Origin of the sequence: Bacillus sp. LNXM65 (genome assembly GCF_002998575.1) — a bacterium.
Taxonomy (GTDB): domain Bacteria; phylum Bacillota; class Bacilli; order Bacillales; family Bacillaceae; genus Bacillus.
In genome coordinates, this window is sequence record NZ_PVRB01000001.1 from 182,161 (window position 1) to 198,354 (window position 16,194).

Annotated in this window: 19 protein-coding genes; 7 read left to right on the forward strand and 12 right to left on the reverse strand. The window is 35.6% G+C overall.

Translation table 11 applies throughout. The annotated features are described in order from the left end of the window. Positions 1 to 84: 84 nt before the first annotated feature. The 4 genes from C6Y03_RS00900 to C6Y03_RS00915 all read right to left on the reverse strand — a co-directional run bounded on the left by C6Y03_RS00900 (position 85) and on the right by C6Y03_RS00915 (position 5,699). On the reverse strand, positions 85 to 1,233 hold the full coding sequence (locus C6Y03_RS00900; protein ID WP_223253266.1) for an MFS transporter: 1,149 nt from the start codon (positions 1,231 to 1,233) through the stop codon (positions 85 to 87). A gap of 363 nt (positions 1,234 to 1,596) precedes the next feature. Then, entirely contained in the window at positions 1,597 to 1,875 is a 279-nt protein-coding gene (locus tag C6Y03_RS00905; protein ID WP_189293827.1) for an ArsR/SmtB family transcription factor, read from the reverse strand. A 70-nt stretch (positions 1,876 to 1,945) separates the two neighbouring features. Further along, the gene (locus tag C6Y03_RS00910) at positions 1,946 to 3,127 is read right to left on the reverse strand and encodes an MFS transporter (protein WP_106038679.1); all 1,182 of its coding nucleotides are present in this window, start codon (positions 3,125 to 3,127) and stop codon (positions 1,946 to 1,948) included. Positions 3,128 to 3,365: 238 nt separating this feature from the next. Then, on the reverse strand, positions 3,366 to 5,699 hold the full coding sequence (locus tag C6Y03_RS00915) for a molybdopterin-containing oxidoreductase family protein (RefSeq protein ID WP_189318303.1): 2,334 nt from the start codon (positions 5,697 to 5,699) through the stop codon (positions 3,366 to 3,368). A gap of 201 nt (positions 5,700 to 5,900) precedes the next feature. Between C6Y03_RS00915 and C6Y03_RS00920 the strand changes: the two genes are divergently transcribed. Then, on the forward strand, positions 5,901 to 6,779 hold the full coding sequence (locus C6Y03_RS00920) for a LysR family transcriptional regulator (RefSeq protein WP_189293825.1): 879 nt from the start codon (positions 5,901 to 5,903) through the stop codon (positions 6,777 to 6,779). Between the two features lie 856 nt (positions 6,780 to 7,635). Here C6Y03_RS00920 and C6Y03_RS00925 read toward each other — a convergent pair. From C6Y03_RS00925 to C6Y03_RS00955, 7 genes are all read right to left on the reverse strand, one after another. Beyond that, positions 7,636 to 7,896, reverse strand: a complete 261-nt coding sequence (locus tag C6Y03_RS00925; protein WP_106038682.1) for a group-specific protein — start codon at positions 7,894 to 7,896, stop codon at positions 7,636 to 7,638. 143 nt (positions 7,897 to 8,039) lie between these two features. Further along, on the reverse strand, positions 8,040 to 8,264 hold the full coding sequence (locus tag C6Y03_RS00930) for a hypothetical protein (protein WP_106038683.1): 225 nt from the start codon (positions 8,262 to 8,264) through the stop codon (positions 8,040 to 8,042). Positions 8,265 to 8,376: 112 nt separating this feature from the next. Further along, positions 8,377 to 8,598, reverse strand: coding sequence for a hypothetical protein (locus C6Y03_RS00935; protein WP_106038684.1), 222 nt, complete (start codon positions 8,596 to 8,598; stop codon positions 8,377 to 8,379). A 378-nt stretch (positions 8,599 to 8,976) separates the two neighbouring features. Beyond that, the gene (locus C6Y03_RS00940) at positions 8,977 to 9,216 is read right to left on the reverse strand and encodes a hypothetical protein (protein WP_106038685.1); all 240 of its coding nucleotides are present in this window, start codon (positions 9,214 to 9,216) and stop codon (positions 8,977 to 8,979) included. Further along, positions 9,176 to 9,751 carry a DUF3990 domain-containing protein gene (locus C6Y03_RS00945; protein ID WP_142393296.1) on the reverse strand — a complete coding sequence of 192 codons (576 nt, stop codon included), beginning with the start codon at positions 9,749 to 9,751 and terminating at the stop codon, positions 9,176 to 9,178. Before C6Y03_RS00945 ends, C6Y03_RS00940 begins: the two co-directional genes overlap by 41 nt. Positions 9,752 to 10,645: 894 nt before the next feature. Further along, on the reverse strand, positions 10,646 to 10,825 hold the full coding sequence (locus C6Y03_RS00950; RefSeq protein WP_106038687.1) for a hypothetical protein: 180 nt from the start codon (positions 10,823 to 10,825) through the stop codon (positions 10,646 to 10,648). A 2-nt stretch (positions 10,826 to 10,827) separates the two neighbouring features. Further along, entirely contained in the window at positions 10,828 to 11,184 is a 357-nt protein-coding gene (locus tag C6Y03_RS00955) for a hypothetical protein (RefSeq protein ID WP_106038688.1), read from the reverse strand. A gap of 138 nt (positions 11,185 to 11,322) precedes the next feature. Between C6Y03_RS00955 and C6Y03_RS00960 the strand changes: the two genes are divergently transcribed. From C6Y03_RS00960 to C6Y03_RS00975, 6 genes are all read left to right on the forward strand, one after another. Continuing rightward, positions 11,323 to 11,559, forward strand: coding sequence for a helix-turn-helix domain-containing protein (locus C6Y03_RS00960; protein ID WP_223260720.1), 237 nt, complete (start codon positions 11,323 to 11,325; stop codon positions 11,557 to 11,559). Positions 11,560 to 11,643: 84 nt separating this feature from the next. Further along, positions 11,644 to 11,784, forward strand: a complete 141-nt coding sequence (locus C6Y03_RS19060) for a hypothetical protein (protein WP_189318304.1) — start codon at positions 11,644 to 11,646, stop codon at positions 11,782 to 11,784. A gap of 1 nt (position 11,785) precedes the next feature. Continuing rightward, positions 11,786 to 11,941 (forward strand): hypothetical protein, encoded by a 156-nt coding sequence (locus tag C6Y03_RS19065; protein ID WP_008343973.1) that lies wholly within the window; start codon positions 11,786 to 11,788, stop codon positions 11,939 to 11,941. Positions 11,942 to 12,117: 176 nt separating this feature from the next. Further along, positions 12,118 to 12,663 (forward strand): hypothetical protein, encoded by a 546-nt coding sequence (locus C6Y03_RS00965; RefSeq protein ID WP_106038689.1) that lies wholly within the window; start codon positions 12,118 to 12,120, stop codon positions 12,661 to 12,663. Between the two features lie 21 nt (positions 12,664 to 12,684). After that, a complete protein-coding gene (locus C6Y03_RS00970; protein WP_073979946.1) occupies positions 12,685 to 13,008 on the forward strand; it encodes a hypothetical protein in 324 nt (107 codons plus the stop codon). Between the two features lie 105 nt (positions 13,009 to 13,113). Further along, a complete protein-coding gene (locus C6Y03_RS00975) occupies positions 13,114 to 13,386 on the forward strand; it encodes a hypothetical protein (protein ID WP_106038690.1) in 273 nt (90 codons plus the stop codon). 171 nt (positions 13,387 to 13,557) lie between these two features. Here C6Y03_RS00975 and C6Y03_RS00980 read toward each other — a convergent pair whose 3' ends face one another. Further along, on the reverse strand, positions 13,558 to 16,176 hold the full coding sequence (locus C6Y03_RS00980; RefSeq protein ID WP_106038691.1) for a DUF7359 domain-containing protein: 2,619 nt from the start codon (positions 16,174 to 16,176) through the stop codon (positions 13,558 to 13,560). Between the last annotated feature and the right edge of the window lie 18 nt (positions 16,177 to 16,194).

A 16,194-nucleotide genomic window follows, 5' to 3' on the forward strand; every position in this document is an offset into this window, starting at 1 on the left:
CTGTTTGGACATCATCATGTAGAAGTTGAATCAAACCACTTGATAATAGATTTTTATTTTATACAAAGAGTGCTCTGAGTTTCTTTAGACTGTTTTTCGTTTAGATAGAACGTTGTCAACAACAGTGACTAAGACAGCAATAGCAAGGGTAAAAGCCCCAATCCAAGGAAGATAATTCAACAAACCATTTTTTACAGCAATACCGCCGATACCAGCTCCACCTGCCATTCCAAGTTGTCCCAAAGCACTGTGTAAACTAAGCACAATACTTGCTGCAGCAGGAGCAAGACTTATTAGCTGAAATTGTATTGGCGAACCGGAAGACCAAGCTGCAAGCGCCCAGAAAATAAGCAATACATAGAAAAGAAAAGCAAATTGACCGATAAATGGGAATAACAATAGTGCAATAGCGTGGAGTACCATTCCTCCAGTTAATGTCCGAAATGCTCCCCACTTATCTGTACTAAAACCTCCTAATTGGGCTCCAATAGCACTAGCAATACCAAATATAAAGAGAGCTGTCGTTACCCCATGGTTACTCATTCCGAAAATGTCTAGGAAATATGGCGAAATGTACGTAAATACAACCGAATATGCACCTAACCATAGAAAAGTGATAAGCAAGTATGCTGCGATACGTGGTTTCATAAAAAATTTAAACTGCTCACGCAAAGGTACGGGTTCTTCAGCGACTGTTTTTGGAATAGCGAACAAAGTTAAGACAGAGAAAAGTAATCCTACTACACCAAGTCCAATGAATATGACATTCCAATCATAATGTGAAGCCACAACTCTACCTATAGGTACACCTGCAACCAAAGCAGAACTTTGTCCCATAATAACTGTAGCAATCGCACCTCCTTGCTTTCCTGGAGCTGCTAAAACTGCTGCAAGGGTTAGAACTGTGACTTGCATAACACCAGCACTAAGGGCAGAGATTATTCTAGCTGCCATTAGCATTTCATATCCTGTAATCATCGCAATAAGAATATTTATGACAGAGAAAACGGTTAAAGCATAGACAAGAAGTTTTTTTCGGTCCATTCGAGCAAACATAGCAATTAGAAAGGGTGTCCCTGCACCAAAAGCTACTGAAAACACAGTGATTAACTGTCCTGCAGATGAAACTGAAATGTGATTGGCCTCAGCAATTTTGTCTAAGATTCCTGCAATCACATATTCTGATGTACCATTAAGAAAACTAATGGCAGCTAATAAATAAATTTTCCACATATTTGACAAAATAATTCACACCTTTTATTTCTATATTTCTAGAACAATAGATTTAAGTTCAAAAACTAACCGCACGTTTAAAAAATTAATGAGAAAGAGCTACTCCTTGCACGTGGGTAGATTGACCTTTATAGTTTTTTATTTAATGTTTTAAAAAAATGACAAACCATGAATTTAAAGCGATTATGATAACGATAGGTGATTGCTTTAGTGAATTTTTCTAAAGTACTAGTAATAGATAGACTTAGAAGTCCCAATAAAAAACCGAAGATAGCATACCAAGCAAATCAGCCATAATCGAGAAAAGTGAAACTATACCTTTTTTGCATATCTCTGTAAGTGCAGAAACACAAAAAAGAGAAATCACGTCATCACATATGGAGCATACTTTCTGATCAACTCACGGTCTAAGATGTAGTATACATATGTGCTCTCTTTATGAGTACTAAGAAGTCCACAATCAGTTAACTGTTTTAAGTGATGTGATAAAGTTGATCCAGCAATTGATTCAAGTCTTATCCCGATATCCGAACAACATAAATTTGCTTCATTAACAAGCAAACGAGTAATTTTTAATCGTGTTGGTTCACCGAGTGCTTTATATATTTTAACCGCTTGCTGTAAATTCGAGTTATTCTCCATTATTATCACCCCCTTTCTGAATAAATACATCATATGAGTACAAGCTAACCTTACAGTTACAAGAATAGATTTATTTCACAGATAACCCCTCTTCTTTAGCATGAGCTGGCTTCGTGATTTTCCATCCCAGTAACATAACAATGAAACCTAAAAGTATAAGAACATATAATGTCGGAACGAAGCTTCCTAGACAATCATGAAGAAAGCCGATTATAAATGGGCCCACTGCACCAATCATATATCCAATTGCTTGAGTCATTGCTGACCAAGTACTTGCTTCCATAGGGGACGATGCCTTATCTATCGGTAATAATAAAGTTAGTGAGACAAGACCACCACTACCAACCCCTAAACATATACTTGCAACAATAGGTGTCACGTTTGTAAAACATAAAAGGAATAAGCCAGTCATTACACTGAGGGTAAAAATTGTAATCCAAAGTCTTCTACTTGGTAGCACCCTCAAGAGACTAGGCAATAAAAGAGTAGCTGGCAACTGTGCAATCATAGCTATTGTACCTACAAGACCACCAAATGCTGACGTCCATCCTTTTTCCTCTATGATGGCTGGCAGCCAAGCTGCAAAACAATAAAACATAAGAGTGACAAGCCCTACAAAAGAGGTTAATAACCACGCCTTTTTATTTTTTAATGGCAAGGAGGCATTTCTCTTTTGTGATGCTGTATGTGTATGAGAATGTTTAATGACCATAAGCCAAAGTGGAACAGCGATTAGAGCAAGAATACTCCAGAATGCTAATCCGTTTTTCCATGAATTATTAAGCCAGTGTTGAAGTGGTGTCGTTAGCCCAATAGAAATGGATGCTCCAACTACCATTGAAGTAGAATATATGCCTATCATGGATGCTGCCTTCTCCGGAAAGTGACTTTTAATGAAACCAGAGAGTAAAGGACTTACAATCCCAATTCCCGCGCCAATGAATAAAGCCGTTATCAATAGATAGACTGACGAATTTGTAAAGACACGCGAAAACGTTACAATACCTATAAAAGCGATAAAGAATGTGATGGTTTTCTCTGATTGATAGCGATTTGCTAGACGCCCAGCGAATAACGAACAAAAACCAAAACATAATAAAGGAATAGATGTAAGTAGACTAGCCGAAGCAGAACTCATACCTAATTCATTTGTTATTCCGTGCAAAACTGGACTAACTGAAGTTATACCAGGCCTAAGATTAAATGCAGCTAATATAAGTGCAAATAGAAATAATCTATTACGATTGATCATATTTGTTACCTCCGATACTTTTCTTGATGTGCAATCCTATTTAATGGTACATGAAGTCACAGCATAAATAAAATGCATATTAATCATATAATATATAACAAAATTGATATGATAATTTCAGTGTAGAAGCAAGCTGCTGTTATGTAATGCAGATGAAAAAAGCTGAAGCCTCCAACGTTAGGAGTCATCAGCTTTTTAAGCTTACTTTCTCTATTCTTCAATTAGGGAAAAGCATTTATCATATCCTATGAATCTGGCATCGATAAGATTTTAATGGTTCGGAACCTGATATGAGGTCGATCTCATCTGTACCTATTAATTGATTCACATTTGCACCTTCTACTGAAAATGGATCAAATCCAGCTAATTTTAGTTCATCACACTCATCCCACCAGCCCGCTTGAGTATATACCGTACCCAAGGGTATACTTTCTGTCAGTCGAGCGACTGCCTTCATCCTGCCATGAGGAGAGGCTAAATGAATCCATTCACCTTCATTTAACCTATACACTTGAGCTGTTTGGGGATGGATTTCAACAAAAGGATCGGGATGCATTTTCCTTAGTCTAGCAATATTACGATGCTGGCTATGACAAAAACCTTTTAATTTAAATGAAGAAAGAACTAACGGAAAATCATTAGATTGATTCTGATAATGCGGAACAGTTAATGGTTTTTCAAATTGGGGCAGTGGATCATACCCATGCTCTAATAAAAACTCGGAATAAATCTCCAGCTTTCTGGTCGGGGTAGAAAAGCCTTTGACTCTTTTATTTATTTTTTCTCTATATTTACAATATTTTATTTTTAGGGGCACAGACAGACCTTCAGGATGAGATCGAAGTTGGTCTAATGTTACATTCACTGGTTCAAGATAGTCATTAAACGCTTCCTCAATATTTCCATTCCAAAACTCTTCTTGATAACCCATTTCTAACGCTATATCCATGATTATTTGCAGATCAGGACGAGCTTCCTCAGGAGCCTTTGACATTGCAGGTTTGTATTGAATATGTTGAGCCGTTTGTAAATTCCCCTCAAAACCCGCCAACAGACTCGGGGACTCCCATGCGTGTGCAGCAGGTAACACAATATCTGCAAACCGCGTCATTGGACTATGAAACATATCAACGTGCACATGAAATTCTAATTTTTTTAAGGCTTTTATCATATTCTCGCTTCCTGGGTTTTGAGTGACCATATTACCCCCAAAACTTAATAACCCTCTCATAGAATACGGGGATTCGTTTAATACAGCATGAACAAAATCATACCCTGAAGCAGATATCTTTGGAGCACCTAAAGGTCTCTGATCTAACCCTAGACGCTTCTGCTCTTGTGAAGGTGGTAATAAATCTTGACCTTTTATTAAGTTTACTGGTAAAGATGGGAGGACAATATTCCCCCCTTGCTTATCAAAACAACCAGTCAGACTATAAAGGATACATAATGCTCGATTGGTTGATGAACTATTTACATGCTGTTCTAAGCCATTCCATGAATAATAGGCGATCGGATTTTCTTGGCATAATAAACCCTTAAGTTCCGTTAATTTCTCAGCTGGAATACCCGTTATTTTTTCTACATGTTCCATTGTAAATGAAGAGACTTGTTTCAATAATTGAGAAAAGACGGTTTCTGAAGAAACATTCTCATTTTCGTATTCACCTGAAAGTAAAATATGTTCTGACCATGTCTCGGGATCTTCCCGAGTATCGATTTTAAATGGCTTCTGTTTCTGATCAAGAGCTAAAAATTCATATGGCTGATGATGTTCCGGGCGAAGGAATTTTCCCGTTCGCTTATCCACTAAGAAAGGAGCATTAGTCCAGTGGAGCAGAAATTGCTCATCATATGAATGGTTCTCAATCAAAAACTGAAGACACCCTAATATTAAAGCGATATCAGTTCCATGATTCGGAGCAATCCATAAATCTGCCGCAGCAGCTGTCGTTGTTCGGCGTGGATCGATTACTACTAGTTTACTTCCTCTTTTTTTGGCTGCCATCAGCCTTTTCCAAGTCTGAAGATTCGTATCTGCTGGATTGTGTCCCCATATCAATATCAAGCTAGCATGTTCAAAATCGGGTTGAGGCAATCCAACACCATATGTGTATTTTGATCCCTCGTCCCTTGCCCACTGGCAGACATTGGTATGAGAAATATAGTTGGGGGTGCCGTATAGATTCATCAAGCGCTGCAAATATGGCCCCCAGCTAAAGCTTCCGCTTGCACCAATCGTTGGAAAAGTGTAAGAAACAGTTTCTGCCCCTGTTTCAGAACGAATCTGTTTTAGTTTATCTGCGATGGTTTGGATGGCTTCTTCCCATGTGATTTTTTCCCATATCGGGTCTTGCCCCTTTGGGTTAGTTCTCTTTAAAGGAAAAAGGATACGATCAGGGTGATTGACGATTTGAGGTGCTGCTGCTCCTTTTGGACAGATTCCCCCATTCGGATGATTTTTATCCGGAAGCACCTTTACTAACTGATCATTTTCTGTAACAGATATCACTCCACATTTTGAAACGCATTGCGAACAAAATCCCGCTCTTCTTTTTTCACTAGTACTCATCATACTTCTCTCCTTTTTAAGATTGAAGTCATTGGTCAAAAAACTAGGAATTTTTTCGGGCGAATGATGAAGCATACATGGGATAATTAACCTCACTTATTGTCTCGGATTATATCTTGAAGTTCTATTTTCTTTTATGGTACATTAAGTTTCAATACAATTAAAATGCATATTAATCATATAGGAGATATCAAAAAAGCTATGAATAGATCACAAATTCAACTGATTGTCCAAATTTCTGAAACAGGAAGTTTTACAAAAGCCGGTGAGGAATTACACATGACACAGCCGGCGGTAAGTCGAGCCGTAGCAACAATTGAATCGCAACTAGGAACAAAGTTAATTGAAAGAGATAAGAAAAATGGGTTGTTTTTCACAGATGTAGGGGAGCGTATATTAGTTATTTTCAGAAAGATTCTGAGTGAATTACAAAAAGTAGATGAATTAGTTGCAGCTGAACAAGGATTAGAGATTGGGAAGTTACACATTGGAGCCTACCGAACTGCTTGTACTAGATTTGTTCCTAAAATCATACGTGCAATGGAGAATCAATATCCCGGCCTAGAAATCAAACTTTCAGAAGGGAGTGTAGGTCAAGTTAAAGAGTGGTTACGTTCTAAATGCATTGATGTTGGCATTATTATTCCTCCTGATAAAGATTTTGATACCGTACATTTAATGAAAGATCAACTGATTGTACTTATGCATTCAAGCCATCCTTTATATCAGAAAGAAACAATAGGTATTCCCGACTTACAAGGTGAAGATATACTAATGGGAAAAGGGGGTTATGAGGTACAGGTTCATGATTTATTTAAAAAGTATAACTTGACTCCTAAAGTTCGGTTTGAAATGGAGTATATAGAGACAGGATTAAGTATGATACAAGAAGGTTTAGGAATAACCATTACAACTAAAAAAAATATTTGGTCGCTGCCAGACCAAGTCGTTTTTCGTGAATTAAAACCAGATACGTTCAGAGATATCAATATAGCAGTGCTAGATATGAAAGATATATCAAAAGCAACAGATGCCTTTATTCAAACAGCTCTTACGCTTTTTGCTAACAAAGATGTTTAAATGTCGCTCAATATTTTTCAAGAAAAAATTTATAATATAGTACCTAAATAAGTGACCTTTTTCCTTATTTCTGATATTGTTCTATTTCGCTGTGTTAGACAACTTAGCAACCTACAGCATATAAAAAACCAACACTTATTATATAACCAGCTACCCCTTACCTACTTCAGTAAGGGTTCTTTGCTATTTTTTGATTGGACAGGCAAGCTTACTGCAGTAGCTACATAAATTATAGGTTGACCGTCTCTGTTTGAGTAAAATTCAGCATCATGAAGTTTAATTTCAAGGAAACTATCATTTACATTTTCCAACTCAAAATTCCCTAGATTCTCTTTCTCTGCTGCCCTTCAAAGAAAAGATATTGATTTGAAGAATCGAACCATAAAGAAATCACTATTTCCAAAGAAAACCTGGTGAAGAAGCATTCGGGTAACATCTGATATTTATCTCATATCATCAAAAAAATTTACAGGATTCAATGAATAAATATGAAGAGTATATCTCCAAGATCATGGAGTGATTTTTTCATCATTTTTTTGTGGGTGAATTGTGGGTGATGCCTGTTTTATTTTAAAATATAAGAAACACCCACAAAAACAAAAAACCCCTGAAACCATTGGTTCCAAGGGGTTTTCTTTATTAATACTGAGACATATACTGATCGCGTTCCCATGGGTGCACTTGGGTGCGGAACATAATTTATTGCTTAATATATGTTATTTATAGTTTCTTAACCCTATTAAATCAACGTTTTGACAGATAGAACCCTCATCTTCACTCATCTTAAATTATCCATCGGTGGTCAAATGGTGGTCAATTTGGTGGTCAAAATCACATTCAAATTAGCCCCATTGATTTACTGATTATTAATCCATTTTAATAAGAATTCTTTAGTTTGAGCTACAGGATAATACCACTTGTTCCCTATCTTTCTTTTTGGGAAATCTTTATCAAAGAAAAACTCTTTTTGCATTGTGTTCATACACATACTTGTCTGATATTCTAGTTCCTTAGTATTCCAAAACAGTTTTTCATTGTCGAGCTTAATTAAGTGTTTCTCCAATTCATCTATGTAAAGTTTTCTAACTTCTTCTTCATCAATTTTGATGTTTAGCATTTAATTCCTACTTTCATTTTTTATTTTAAATATGACAATTTATAAATTAAAGAACGACGAATAAGGTGTTGGCATCATGCCTCACCCTTTTTTATGTATTTAATTAAAACAAGCAGACAGGTAACAGCTCCCTGTCTGCAAATTTAAGCTTTATCACCATTAATATATTTTACTAACATAGCTGCGGCGTACATAAAGAATGCAGCGATTAAACCATTCACCATACTTCCAAAAACGATAATCAGAATCTGTACTGCGTAATCTGTCCATGTTTTATCTGGAAATACAGCAATGTTCCATATACTCACCAGCATATAGAATCCAGTCACAATAATAAACGTCCAAACAACTAACTTTGATTTAAGCATTTATTGACAATCCCCCATTATCCATTTTCTTCTATGATAACATGGGTTAATAATTAATAAGTCTTAGTTTCGTCTAACTCACGTTCTAAACGCTTCTTATCTTGTTATTCTTTCAAAACGTGTATGAACAATACACAGAATTGGTTTCTTCGTATGTTGAAAAATATTCTTGGTTCAAATAACCTTCAAAGCCCAAAGCAGCTTTAACTATATTTTTACTCTTAAACAACATATCTCTTTGAATATCATCATCTCTCATACCTGAAAGATCGTCCATAAACATTCCGTATAATTCAAATCTATTATTCTCATATTCAAATCTAAGAACCTTCACTCGTAATCCTCCTAATTTCATCTCCTTAATTATACAGGGAGTTTAGATTAAATGGAAAGAATACCGTAGTTTTAAACGACTGAGAGCAAAAATGCATATAATCATAACGAAGTTTTGCGTTTTGATATAAGCTGATGTCATTTCAAATGACGGTAGGTATTTATGAGATCCCCACTATAGGTTAGTCTAGCTCCTGAGTTCAATTTAGGCATCTGCTTAATACCCTCATTTAAAATGATAGTGGTGACCGTCATAGTGTTCATATCATACAGATAGGGTGTAGCTTAAATCCTTCGCAATGCTATTCGTATTTGCGATAAAAATGCTGGAGAATATTATTTATTTATATACACAATAAAAAACCCGCAAAAATGCGGATTAGTTAAAGTATCTATTGATTTGTTTAGCCCAATATTCAGTTCCCATGTGTTGAGCCCATTCTATATCACTGTCTATTTTTGAGCTTACTTTGTCCGAAAAGACAATCTCGGTCGCTTCATACTTATTAAATCCATAATCGCTTACTAAGTCATCAACAATTAATTTTTTAAACAAAGGAAATCCCAGACTTTCTTGCTTATCTGTTTTTTTGGACGATAAAGTCATTGTCAAGTTCATGAGCAATCACCACCCTACTTTTAGTAATTATATTATAATCAAAAATTTCCTGATTGTGAATTGATAATTGATTATAATATTGATATTTATTTATGCTTTTAAAAAAATTTGCAATAGTGCCTATTCCATTATCCAGCTGCCAAACTTCATCGGCTATTCTTCCGTCTGCAACTCCCCCAAATACCCAATCATAGTGTTGAAGTGGTTCCCTGTTTTTTGATCTGTTTTCATAAATAAACTTTGCCCAACTTGTATCCATTTTATTCATCTTGCGTCCATCATATTTATAAAATTTTTCTAAATTAATTTCATAAACAAACACTACTGGGGAAACATCTTCACCAAATGATTTTTGAGAAAGTTTATCGGCATGTATCGATGCTTGTTTGAAATTTGATGTTAAGTAGAATCCTTGTCCAAAATCAGAATAAGTCTTACAGCAGGATAACTTTACTCCTTTTTCTAAAGACAGGAATTCATCTGACGTTGTTCCATGGAACATTCTCCTATTTATATTCCCTATGACTTTGCTCACTTACAAATACCTTTTCCCTTTTTTGGTTATTTTAACACATTTTCTTAACTGAAAGAAGTATTAATACATTTATTGGTTTACTATAGTTGGCAAATGTAAGACCTCACAATTACTTTTTCCACCATTAGTCTTGACTTGTCGTTTGCTTTTTGGCTTGATAGGTTGAAAGCAATGGACAACGGCTGGACAAGTTGTCTGCCTGAATTTGCTTGTAAAAAAATAAACAAACTCAGACAGGCGACTGATTTTCTTGATAGTGTATCAAGCTTATGGTATCCGTATGTATCACCCTATTTGCCGTTGGTTATTCCCCAAACAAGCCTACTGTATCAAGTGTCCCTAACAGTTTCAGAGCATCCATTTTTGGATGATCCTACTTGTGGCTTGTCCTGCATCGTCAGAAACGATACACCCATCCTTCGTACAGCACTTAATGGCAGCTTTCGCCTTTCAGATACATGTGCAAATAGGGAAGCACAGTGGTATCCTATCCTCATTTTTTGCATCGGCTGAGTCACTACCCTTTCAAGTTTAACGTGTGTTAGCGCATTCCACGACAGCCTCATCCTTAAATTAGGCATCACTAAAGACAACACCTTGATCCAGGAGTATAGACTGATTCTATTTAGTTAAGTGAGGTAAACTTTACTTACCTCAAGAAATGCACGACCTATGTTTAAATGAGGTCATAATGCGAAATATTGAATATAGATTAAAAATAAGTTAGAATGGGCTGGTATCATGGGATTTGTACCAACCCATCAGATTAGATAGTGCGCCAACACTTTTCTAATCAGCTAGAAATGACGATCATGAGCAATAGGAATATTCCTGTTAAGCTCATGATTGTTACAAACAGTAACTCATCCATGAACCTTCTAAACATCTTCCCCATTAATTTAACCCCACTACAGCTAACTCATTACGATCATAAATATCAAGCATGTTGTACTCGTCATCAGCGACTCCATATTGATCATTGCTATGTACTTCTTCAATTGTTCCTAGTCCGTATAACGTTTGTACTCTTTGACCTACAGATAGCTTCCAGTTTGAATTAACTTTGTTTAACATGTTCATTTCCCCTTTGTAATTGGTTTGGTTGGATCAAGGATAATACAATCAAATTCAGTTTCTTGATTCTTCGGTTCTAATATCCTCAAATCGGTCAATGCTTCCCACAGTGTTATCTGTTTCAATAGATGTGTAACGACCTCAGCAAGCGTTTCTAAGTCTGCATATGGAACGTTTCTTCCTATATACCAGATCGTTCCCTCATCGTAGTTACCGTCAGTTCGTTGAGTGATTTCAGCTAAAACAATCTGGCCATCACACTCTCCTACTGCATAACCTTCTTTAACGATGATTGCTGAGTAAAGGTTGTTAATTTCTTGTGTGTTGAATTCGGTTTGAACGATTGTGATATGGTTCACCTAACTCTCCTTCCCTGACACGTTTTTGTTGTTGACTTAATCATAAATCAACACCCGAAAGGTGTCAACACCTTTTTGTAGTCTCCTTTGAAGAAAATCCACTTTTGGATTCTGTTTTTTGTTATAATCAAAAAGGAGGTGAAACTGTTGACTAAAATTGTTAAAACAAGATTGAAAGAAATATTAGATGAACGAGGCTTATCAATTAGGGGTTTCGCCTTCGGAAACGACCTAAGATTCGAAACCGTTAGAAGGTTTTACAATAACACTGCTAAACAATACCAACGTGAGACATTGGGCAAGATTTGCGAAGCCTTGGATATAAAAATTGAGGATTTACTTTACATTGCAGAAGATGATTCTAATGACTCTTAAAGCAAAAATATTGCTTTTTATTTTTTGAAATTCGTTAAACAAAACAATTGCAATGGTGATACAAATAAATTAGAGGTAAGCAAAATGGACGAAAAATTATTCAAATTGATTGAACAATTGGCTCAGGACGTATCAATCATTAAACAAGATGTGAAAGAAATTAAATCCACAATCACCAAGCTGGAAGAAAATGAGCAGTATTATAATTGGTCAGAGGTGAATTGAAATGACCAAACAAATTCTAAATGCTATTCAAGAACTTTCAGCACAATTAAAAGAAATTGAATGCAATATTGTTGAATTCAGTGATGAAGTAAAAGATGAATTCAACCAGATAAATGAAAAATTAGATAGACAATTGACCACTTACATTGATGTGTAGGTGGTTTTTTCATGTGTAAAAATGCCCTTTTTAAGATGTAAGAAATTAGTAACAAATCAAATAAAACAAAGACAAAATATGTGTGATTTAAATACTATTTCTTCTAATTTATGTAAAATTCATTTCATTTTGTGATATCCTCACTATTGAAAAATGATTAGAAAGGAAGTATTCCAATGAAAAAGTTTTTTGTTAAGATGTTGCTAGTTCTCGTATCAGCAGCAGTATTTATTCCAACTACAGCTACATATGCAGCAGAAAAGATCGAACAGAAAAAAGATTTGGCAGTAACTATCAATCCTACTGAGCTACAAAAACAACTTGCTTTAAGAGATGTACCATTAGAAAAACAAGAAGCCTTGCTTCAAGCATTTAAAGCTATTGAGAATGCTAACAATGATCCACTTGCTACTACAAATGGCCCTAAGGGTGCGGCTATTAAGGCAGCAATCAAAGTAATTAAAGGCTTAGTGAATAACGACTGGGCAAAATGGGTTTTACAGCAACGTTTTGGAAAGGAAGCTGTAAATGGTACTGTCAAAAATGCAAACAAGATCATTAAAGAATTAGAAAAAATTATTGATACTCCAAAAAATGCAGCTGGCAGGGCTCGAAAGGTTGTTTCTGCAGAGCTTAAAAAACATATAGACTCAGGTGTAGCTGATACAATCGGACTTGTTGTTGAATACATTGTTCTCACTGCTGATCTACTCATACTTTAGATAAAAGGATGGTGACTGTATATGTCACAAAATCAATTCATTCAGTTCCAAAAAGCCAATGGTTTAGACGATGAAGACGTTCAATTCCTCATCACTCTCTCAGGAGCATTTTGCAGTTGTGAAGAGGAAGACAAAAAGGCATATGATATAACAAGGTTAGCGTTCATTAGACACTTTGGTGAGGATTTAAACCTTTCAGAAATTGAAGGAAACACTAGAGAAGAATATGAAAAGATCATCAATCAATTTCTAAGCAAGAAGGATAAAAAAATCAATGTAGATGAACTTTTACAATCTTTTTATGCTGCAGATATGATGGATGGATTAAAAAAGAAATTCAATTAATGGCCTTCATTTGAAGGTCTTTTTTAATACCATCATTTACATATAGACCCTCTCCTCTATTCTTCTTATTATTAATTTTATAAAATTAATTAGAGGAGTTTTATCGTGGTCAAAACTAATAGAGGAAATTGGAAGGAAATCTTTGAACATGCAAAGAAGAATACGACAGAGACATTAACTTTTCCAGGTAAGCCCTACTCAATAGCAATCTTTCCTCAAGTATACGGTGACCTTGTTACAGAAGATCAATTCTATCAAGAATTAGCAAACATAATCATAAAAGAAGCCCGTATGGAAAATGAGTTTACAGAGGGTGATGAATATGAACGAACACAAAAACAAGTCAAAAAAGAAAAGGGAATCAATCGAAAACTATAAGGTTGTTACAGATTTAACTGAAGAGGAAATTGAAAAACACGTAGAAGAAATAATGGAATCTGAAGAGTTCTATAAAGTATTTGAGAGGTTTATGCACAAATATAATCTAGTCTAATAAACAAATCAGTCCTCTCGATTTTTCAAGAGGACTATCTTTTTACTTGAGTCACCCTATCCCCATGCTTCCCATAAATACTTCACGTTTAATTTATTGCCTCGTAAAAGATTATCAGCTCCCGTTTTAAACAGGTTTATACCTATGCTTCCATATGCATCAGTCCCGCCTATCAGAATCAAGTTTCCATTTATTAATTGGTTTATATACCCGAATGAATTCAAAGTTATATGTAAGCTGCTATCCTCTATTGAAGTGGAATAGATTTTAACGGTGTTAGGAGTGAAGCTTAAATTGATCTGCCTCCCTATTGTTCCATCTCCTATGTATTCTCCACTCATATAATCAGCTTTGTTTAGGACATCGCTTTTCAACACATATTCAGTCGCTTCTAAGCCACCGAGCTTCATTGCATTCCCTGAAATAGATGCTGAAATCACACCGTTGTCATCTCTAACAGGGATGGTATTAGGTGCTTCATGTGCAGCAGTGGTTATCCCGTTTAACGAGTCTGCGTTACCAGCAGATTGAACAATCCACTTTTCGCCATCATACAATTCAGATTTATTAGTTGTAGGATCAATCCAGAGAGTGTTGACATCTGGACTAGAAGGCTTTTCAGGTGTAGAAATCTGGCGTATTCCGTTTACTTTACCTTTAACCTCAACAGTATTAGATGGGCGGTAAGGATTCTCACTCGGTGATTGTGGTTGAACTATATCAGATAACAAAACACCATTTGAACTAATAGAAGTTTCAACATTTCTATATGCTTGTACTCCAAAGGTGAAATATTTTGTTGGAACTTGTGATGTGAAGGTAGCTATGCGTTTATCATATCTAACAGAGATACGCTGTTCTTTAGCTAGTGAAGCACCGAACAGGTAGGTGTCTGAGGATGTATCAGGATAACAATGCACGATGAAACCGTCTATATTGTATTTATCCTCATCTGAGGTTGGATAATTCCACGACACTGTTATATCAACGGAACCATTTTCATTTACTTTGTGTGATACAGATTTTGCGTTAATGGTAGGAGGAGATGGCAGTGTAGAAATGCGGTCATTACGTGCGTTGTAATTCGTGGCCAACTTATCATAATCAATCTTACGAGTGTTGAATTCAGTAGATGCTTTATCAGCCTTATAAAACAATTGAATGAAGTCATCCTCTTCTTTAGCCTTTTTTCCATTTGTGATAGTAACTGATATAGAGGAATCATCAAAATTCAAGCTCATCCCAGCTAAAGTAGCTCTATACTCAGTGCCAAATTCTTTGTTTTGAATTCTAATTATGTCACCTAATGAAATCCTATCCCAATAATCTTTTTCACTTACTGCATTATATAGGTTAACTATGTTTGTCTTAATGTCGATAGGAGGTGATTTCCGTTTCTCCAGCTCTTCGTAGCTTTTTTCATATAGCTCCGTTTCATCAAAAATGTTATCGTTAGTCCACTCATCTTCAAGTATAAATTTGGACAACTCATTGGACATATCTTCGCCAAGAAAGTTGCTCATATCCAGTCGTTTTCTAAGCTGCTCAATTTGACTGTTTAACGTGGAAATCTCAGAAATGGTTTTATCGATTTCATTATTTTTTGTTTCAACTTCTTTTTGCTTCGCATCTCTTTGCTTTATTAGATCTTTAGTGTCTCCCTCAGTCTCTTTAACCACTTCAATTCGATCTAAGATTTGCTGCAGTTCAAGGTTTTTAAGAACGAATAGCTCATTCTCTTGAGAAGTCTTTTTGGCTTCGATTTTCTTTTTGTCATCCAACATTGTTTTGAACTTTTTGGATTCTTGGTCGACAAGTTCATTATAGTCTAATAGAGCATGGCAAAGCTCATTGCTCATGTAAGCACTTTTCTTCAATACATTTCTTTTATCGTCACGTTGAAAAGGGTTTAAAAAGAAGCTGAAGTCATCCAAGTAACCTTGACCTGTTGGATTTATAGAGTTGATTACAATGCCATCTTTTCCTGTGACATGTAATCTTGTCACTACTTCGTCCATACTACGTGTGTCTGTCATATCGATCATAAAGTTATGAGATGAAATCTTAACACCCTTATATTTAGATATACTGTCCTTTTCAAAGAAGGATATTTTATCATTGATAGTGTCAAAAACAGGCACAGCGTCAAATGTTTCACAAATATTTCTTAGAAAATCAAACCTTGATGTAATTGATCCAATTGAAAATGATCGTCTTTTTTCATTAAGCGTACTTTCAACTTCTCCAACAGTCCAACCAGTTCCCTTAAGACAAACCTCACCGATTTCTTGGAGGTTTTTTGATATACCTTCATATTGCCTGATTTTTGGTTTGTTTAGCATATACGGAGTGAGCTGACAATTAACCTGAATCTCAGATTTCTCTTGGCTACTGGAATCTGTAATACTGTCAATTACATAGTATTCTGTACGGTTCAAGAAAGTGGCCTTAATCAAGTACCATTCCCTGATAAGTTGAGCAACATGGTTCGGTTTAATTTCATCACTATATCTAGCTTTTAGAGGGATATTAAATGTTAGATCATTAATAGTAGCATGATTTAGGTTGGCTGAAGCATTCGAGAAATCAACAATATTTGCGATCTTCTTTTTATTTGTTCTACATAGCTCTAATTTAAGCTTACCTGGCTTGAAAGTGAATTCGCCTAGATTCATCTTTTATCTATTACAACT

What these genes read in the sequence shown, in the direction of transcription:
- C6Y03_RS00900 (WP_223253266.1), bottom strand. Translation starts at nt 1,233, where the DNA reads ATGTGGAAAATTTATTTATTAGCTGCCATTAGTTTTCTTAATGGTACA.
- C6Y03_RS00905 (WP_189293827.1), bottom strand. Translation starts at nt 1,875, where the DNA reads ATGGAGAATAACTCGAATTTACAGCAAGCGGTTAAAATATATAAAGCA.
- C6Y03_RS00910 (WP_106038679.1), bottom strand. Translation starts at nt 3,127, where the DNA reads ATGATCAATCGTAATAGATTATTTCTATTTGCACTTATATTAGCTGCA.
- C6Y03_RS00915 (WP_189318303.1), bottom strand. Translation starts at nt 5,699, where the DNA reads ATGAGTACTAGTGAAAAAAGAAGAGCGGGATTTTGTTCGCAATGCGTT.
- C6Y03_RS00920 (WP_189293825.1), top strand. Translation starts at nt 5,901, where the DNA reads ATGAATAGATCACAAATTCAACTGATTGTCCAAATTTCTGAAACAGGA.
- C6Y03_RS00925 (WP_106038682.1), bottom strand. Translation starts at nt 7,896, where the DNA reads ATGCTAAACATCAAAATTGATGAAGAAGAAGTTAGAAAACTTTACATA.
- C6Y03_RS00930 (WP_106038683.1), bottom strand. Translation starts at nt 8,264, where the DNA reads ATGCTTAAATCAAAGTTAGTTGTTTGGACGTTTATTATTGTGACTGGA.
- C6Y03_RS00940 (WP_106038685.1), bottom strand. Translation starts at nt 9,216, where the DNA reads ATGAACTTGACAATGACTTTATCGTCCAAAAAAACAGATAAGCAAGAA.
- C6Y03_RS00950 (WP_106038687.1), bottom strand. Translation starts at nt 10,825, where the DNA reads ATGTTAAACAAAGTTAATTCAAACTGGAAGCTATCTGTAGGTCAAAGA.
- C6Y03_RS19060 (WP_189318304.1), top strand. Translation starts at nt 11,644, where the DNA reads ATGGACGAAAAATTATTCAAATTGATTGAACAATTGGCTCAGGACGTA.
- C6Y03_RS19065 (WP_008343973.1), top strand. Translation starts at nt 11,786, where the DNA reads ATGACCAAACAAATTCTAAATGCTATTCAAGAACTTTCAGCACAATTA.
- C6Y03_RS00965 (WP_106038689.1), top strand. Translation starts at nt 12,118, where the DNA reads ATGAAAAAGTTTTTTGTTAAGATGTTGCTAGTTCTCGTATCAGCAGCA.
- C6Y03_RS00970 (WP_073979946.1), top strand. Translation starts at nt 12,685, where the DNA reads ATGTCACAAAATCAATTCATTCAGTTCCAAAAAGCCAATGGTTTAGAC.
- C6Y03_RS00980 (WP_106038691.1), bottom strand. Translation starts at nt 16,176, where the DNA reads ATGAATCTAGGCGAATTCACTTTCAAGCCAGGTAAGCTTAAATTAGAG.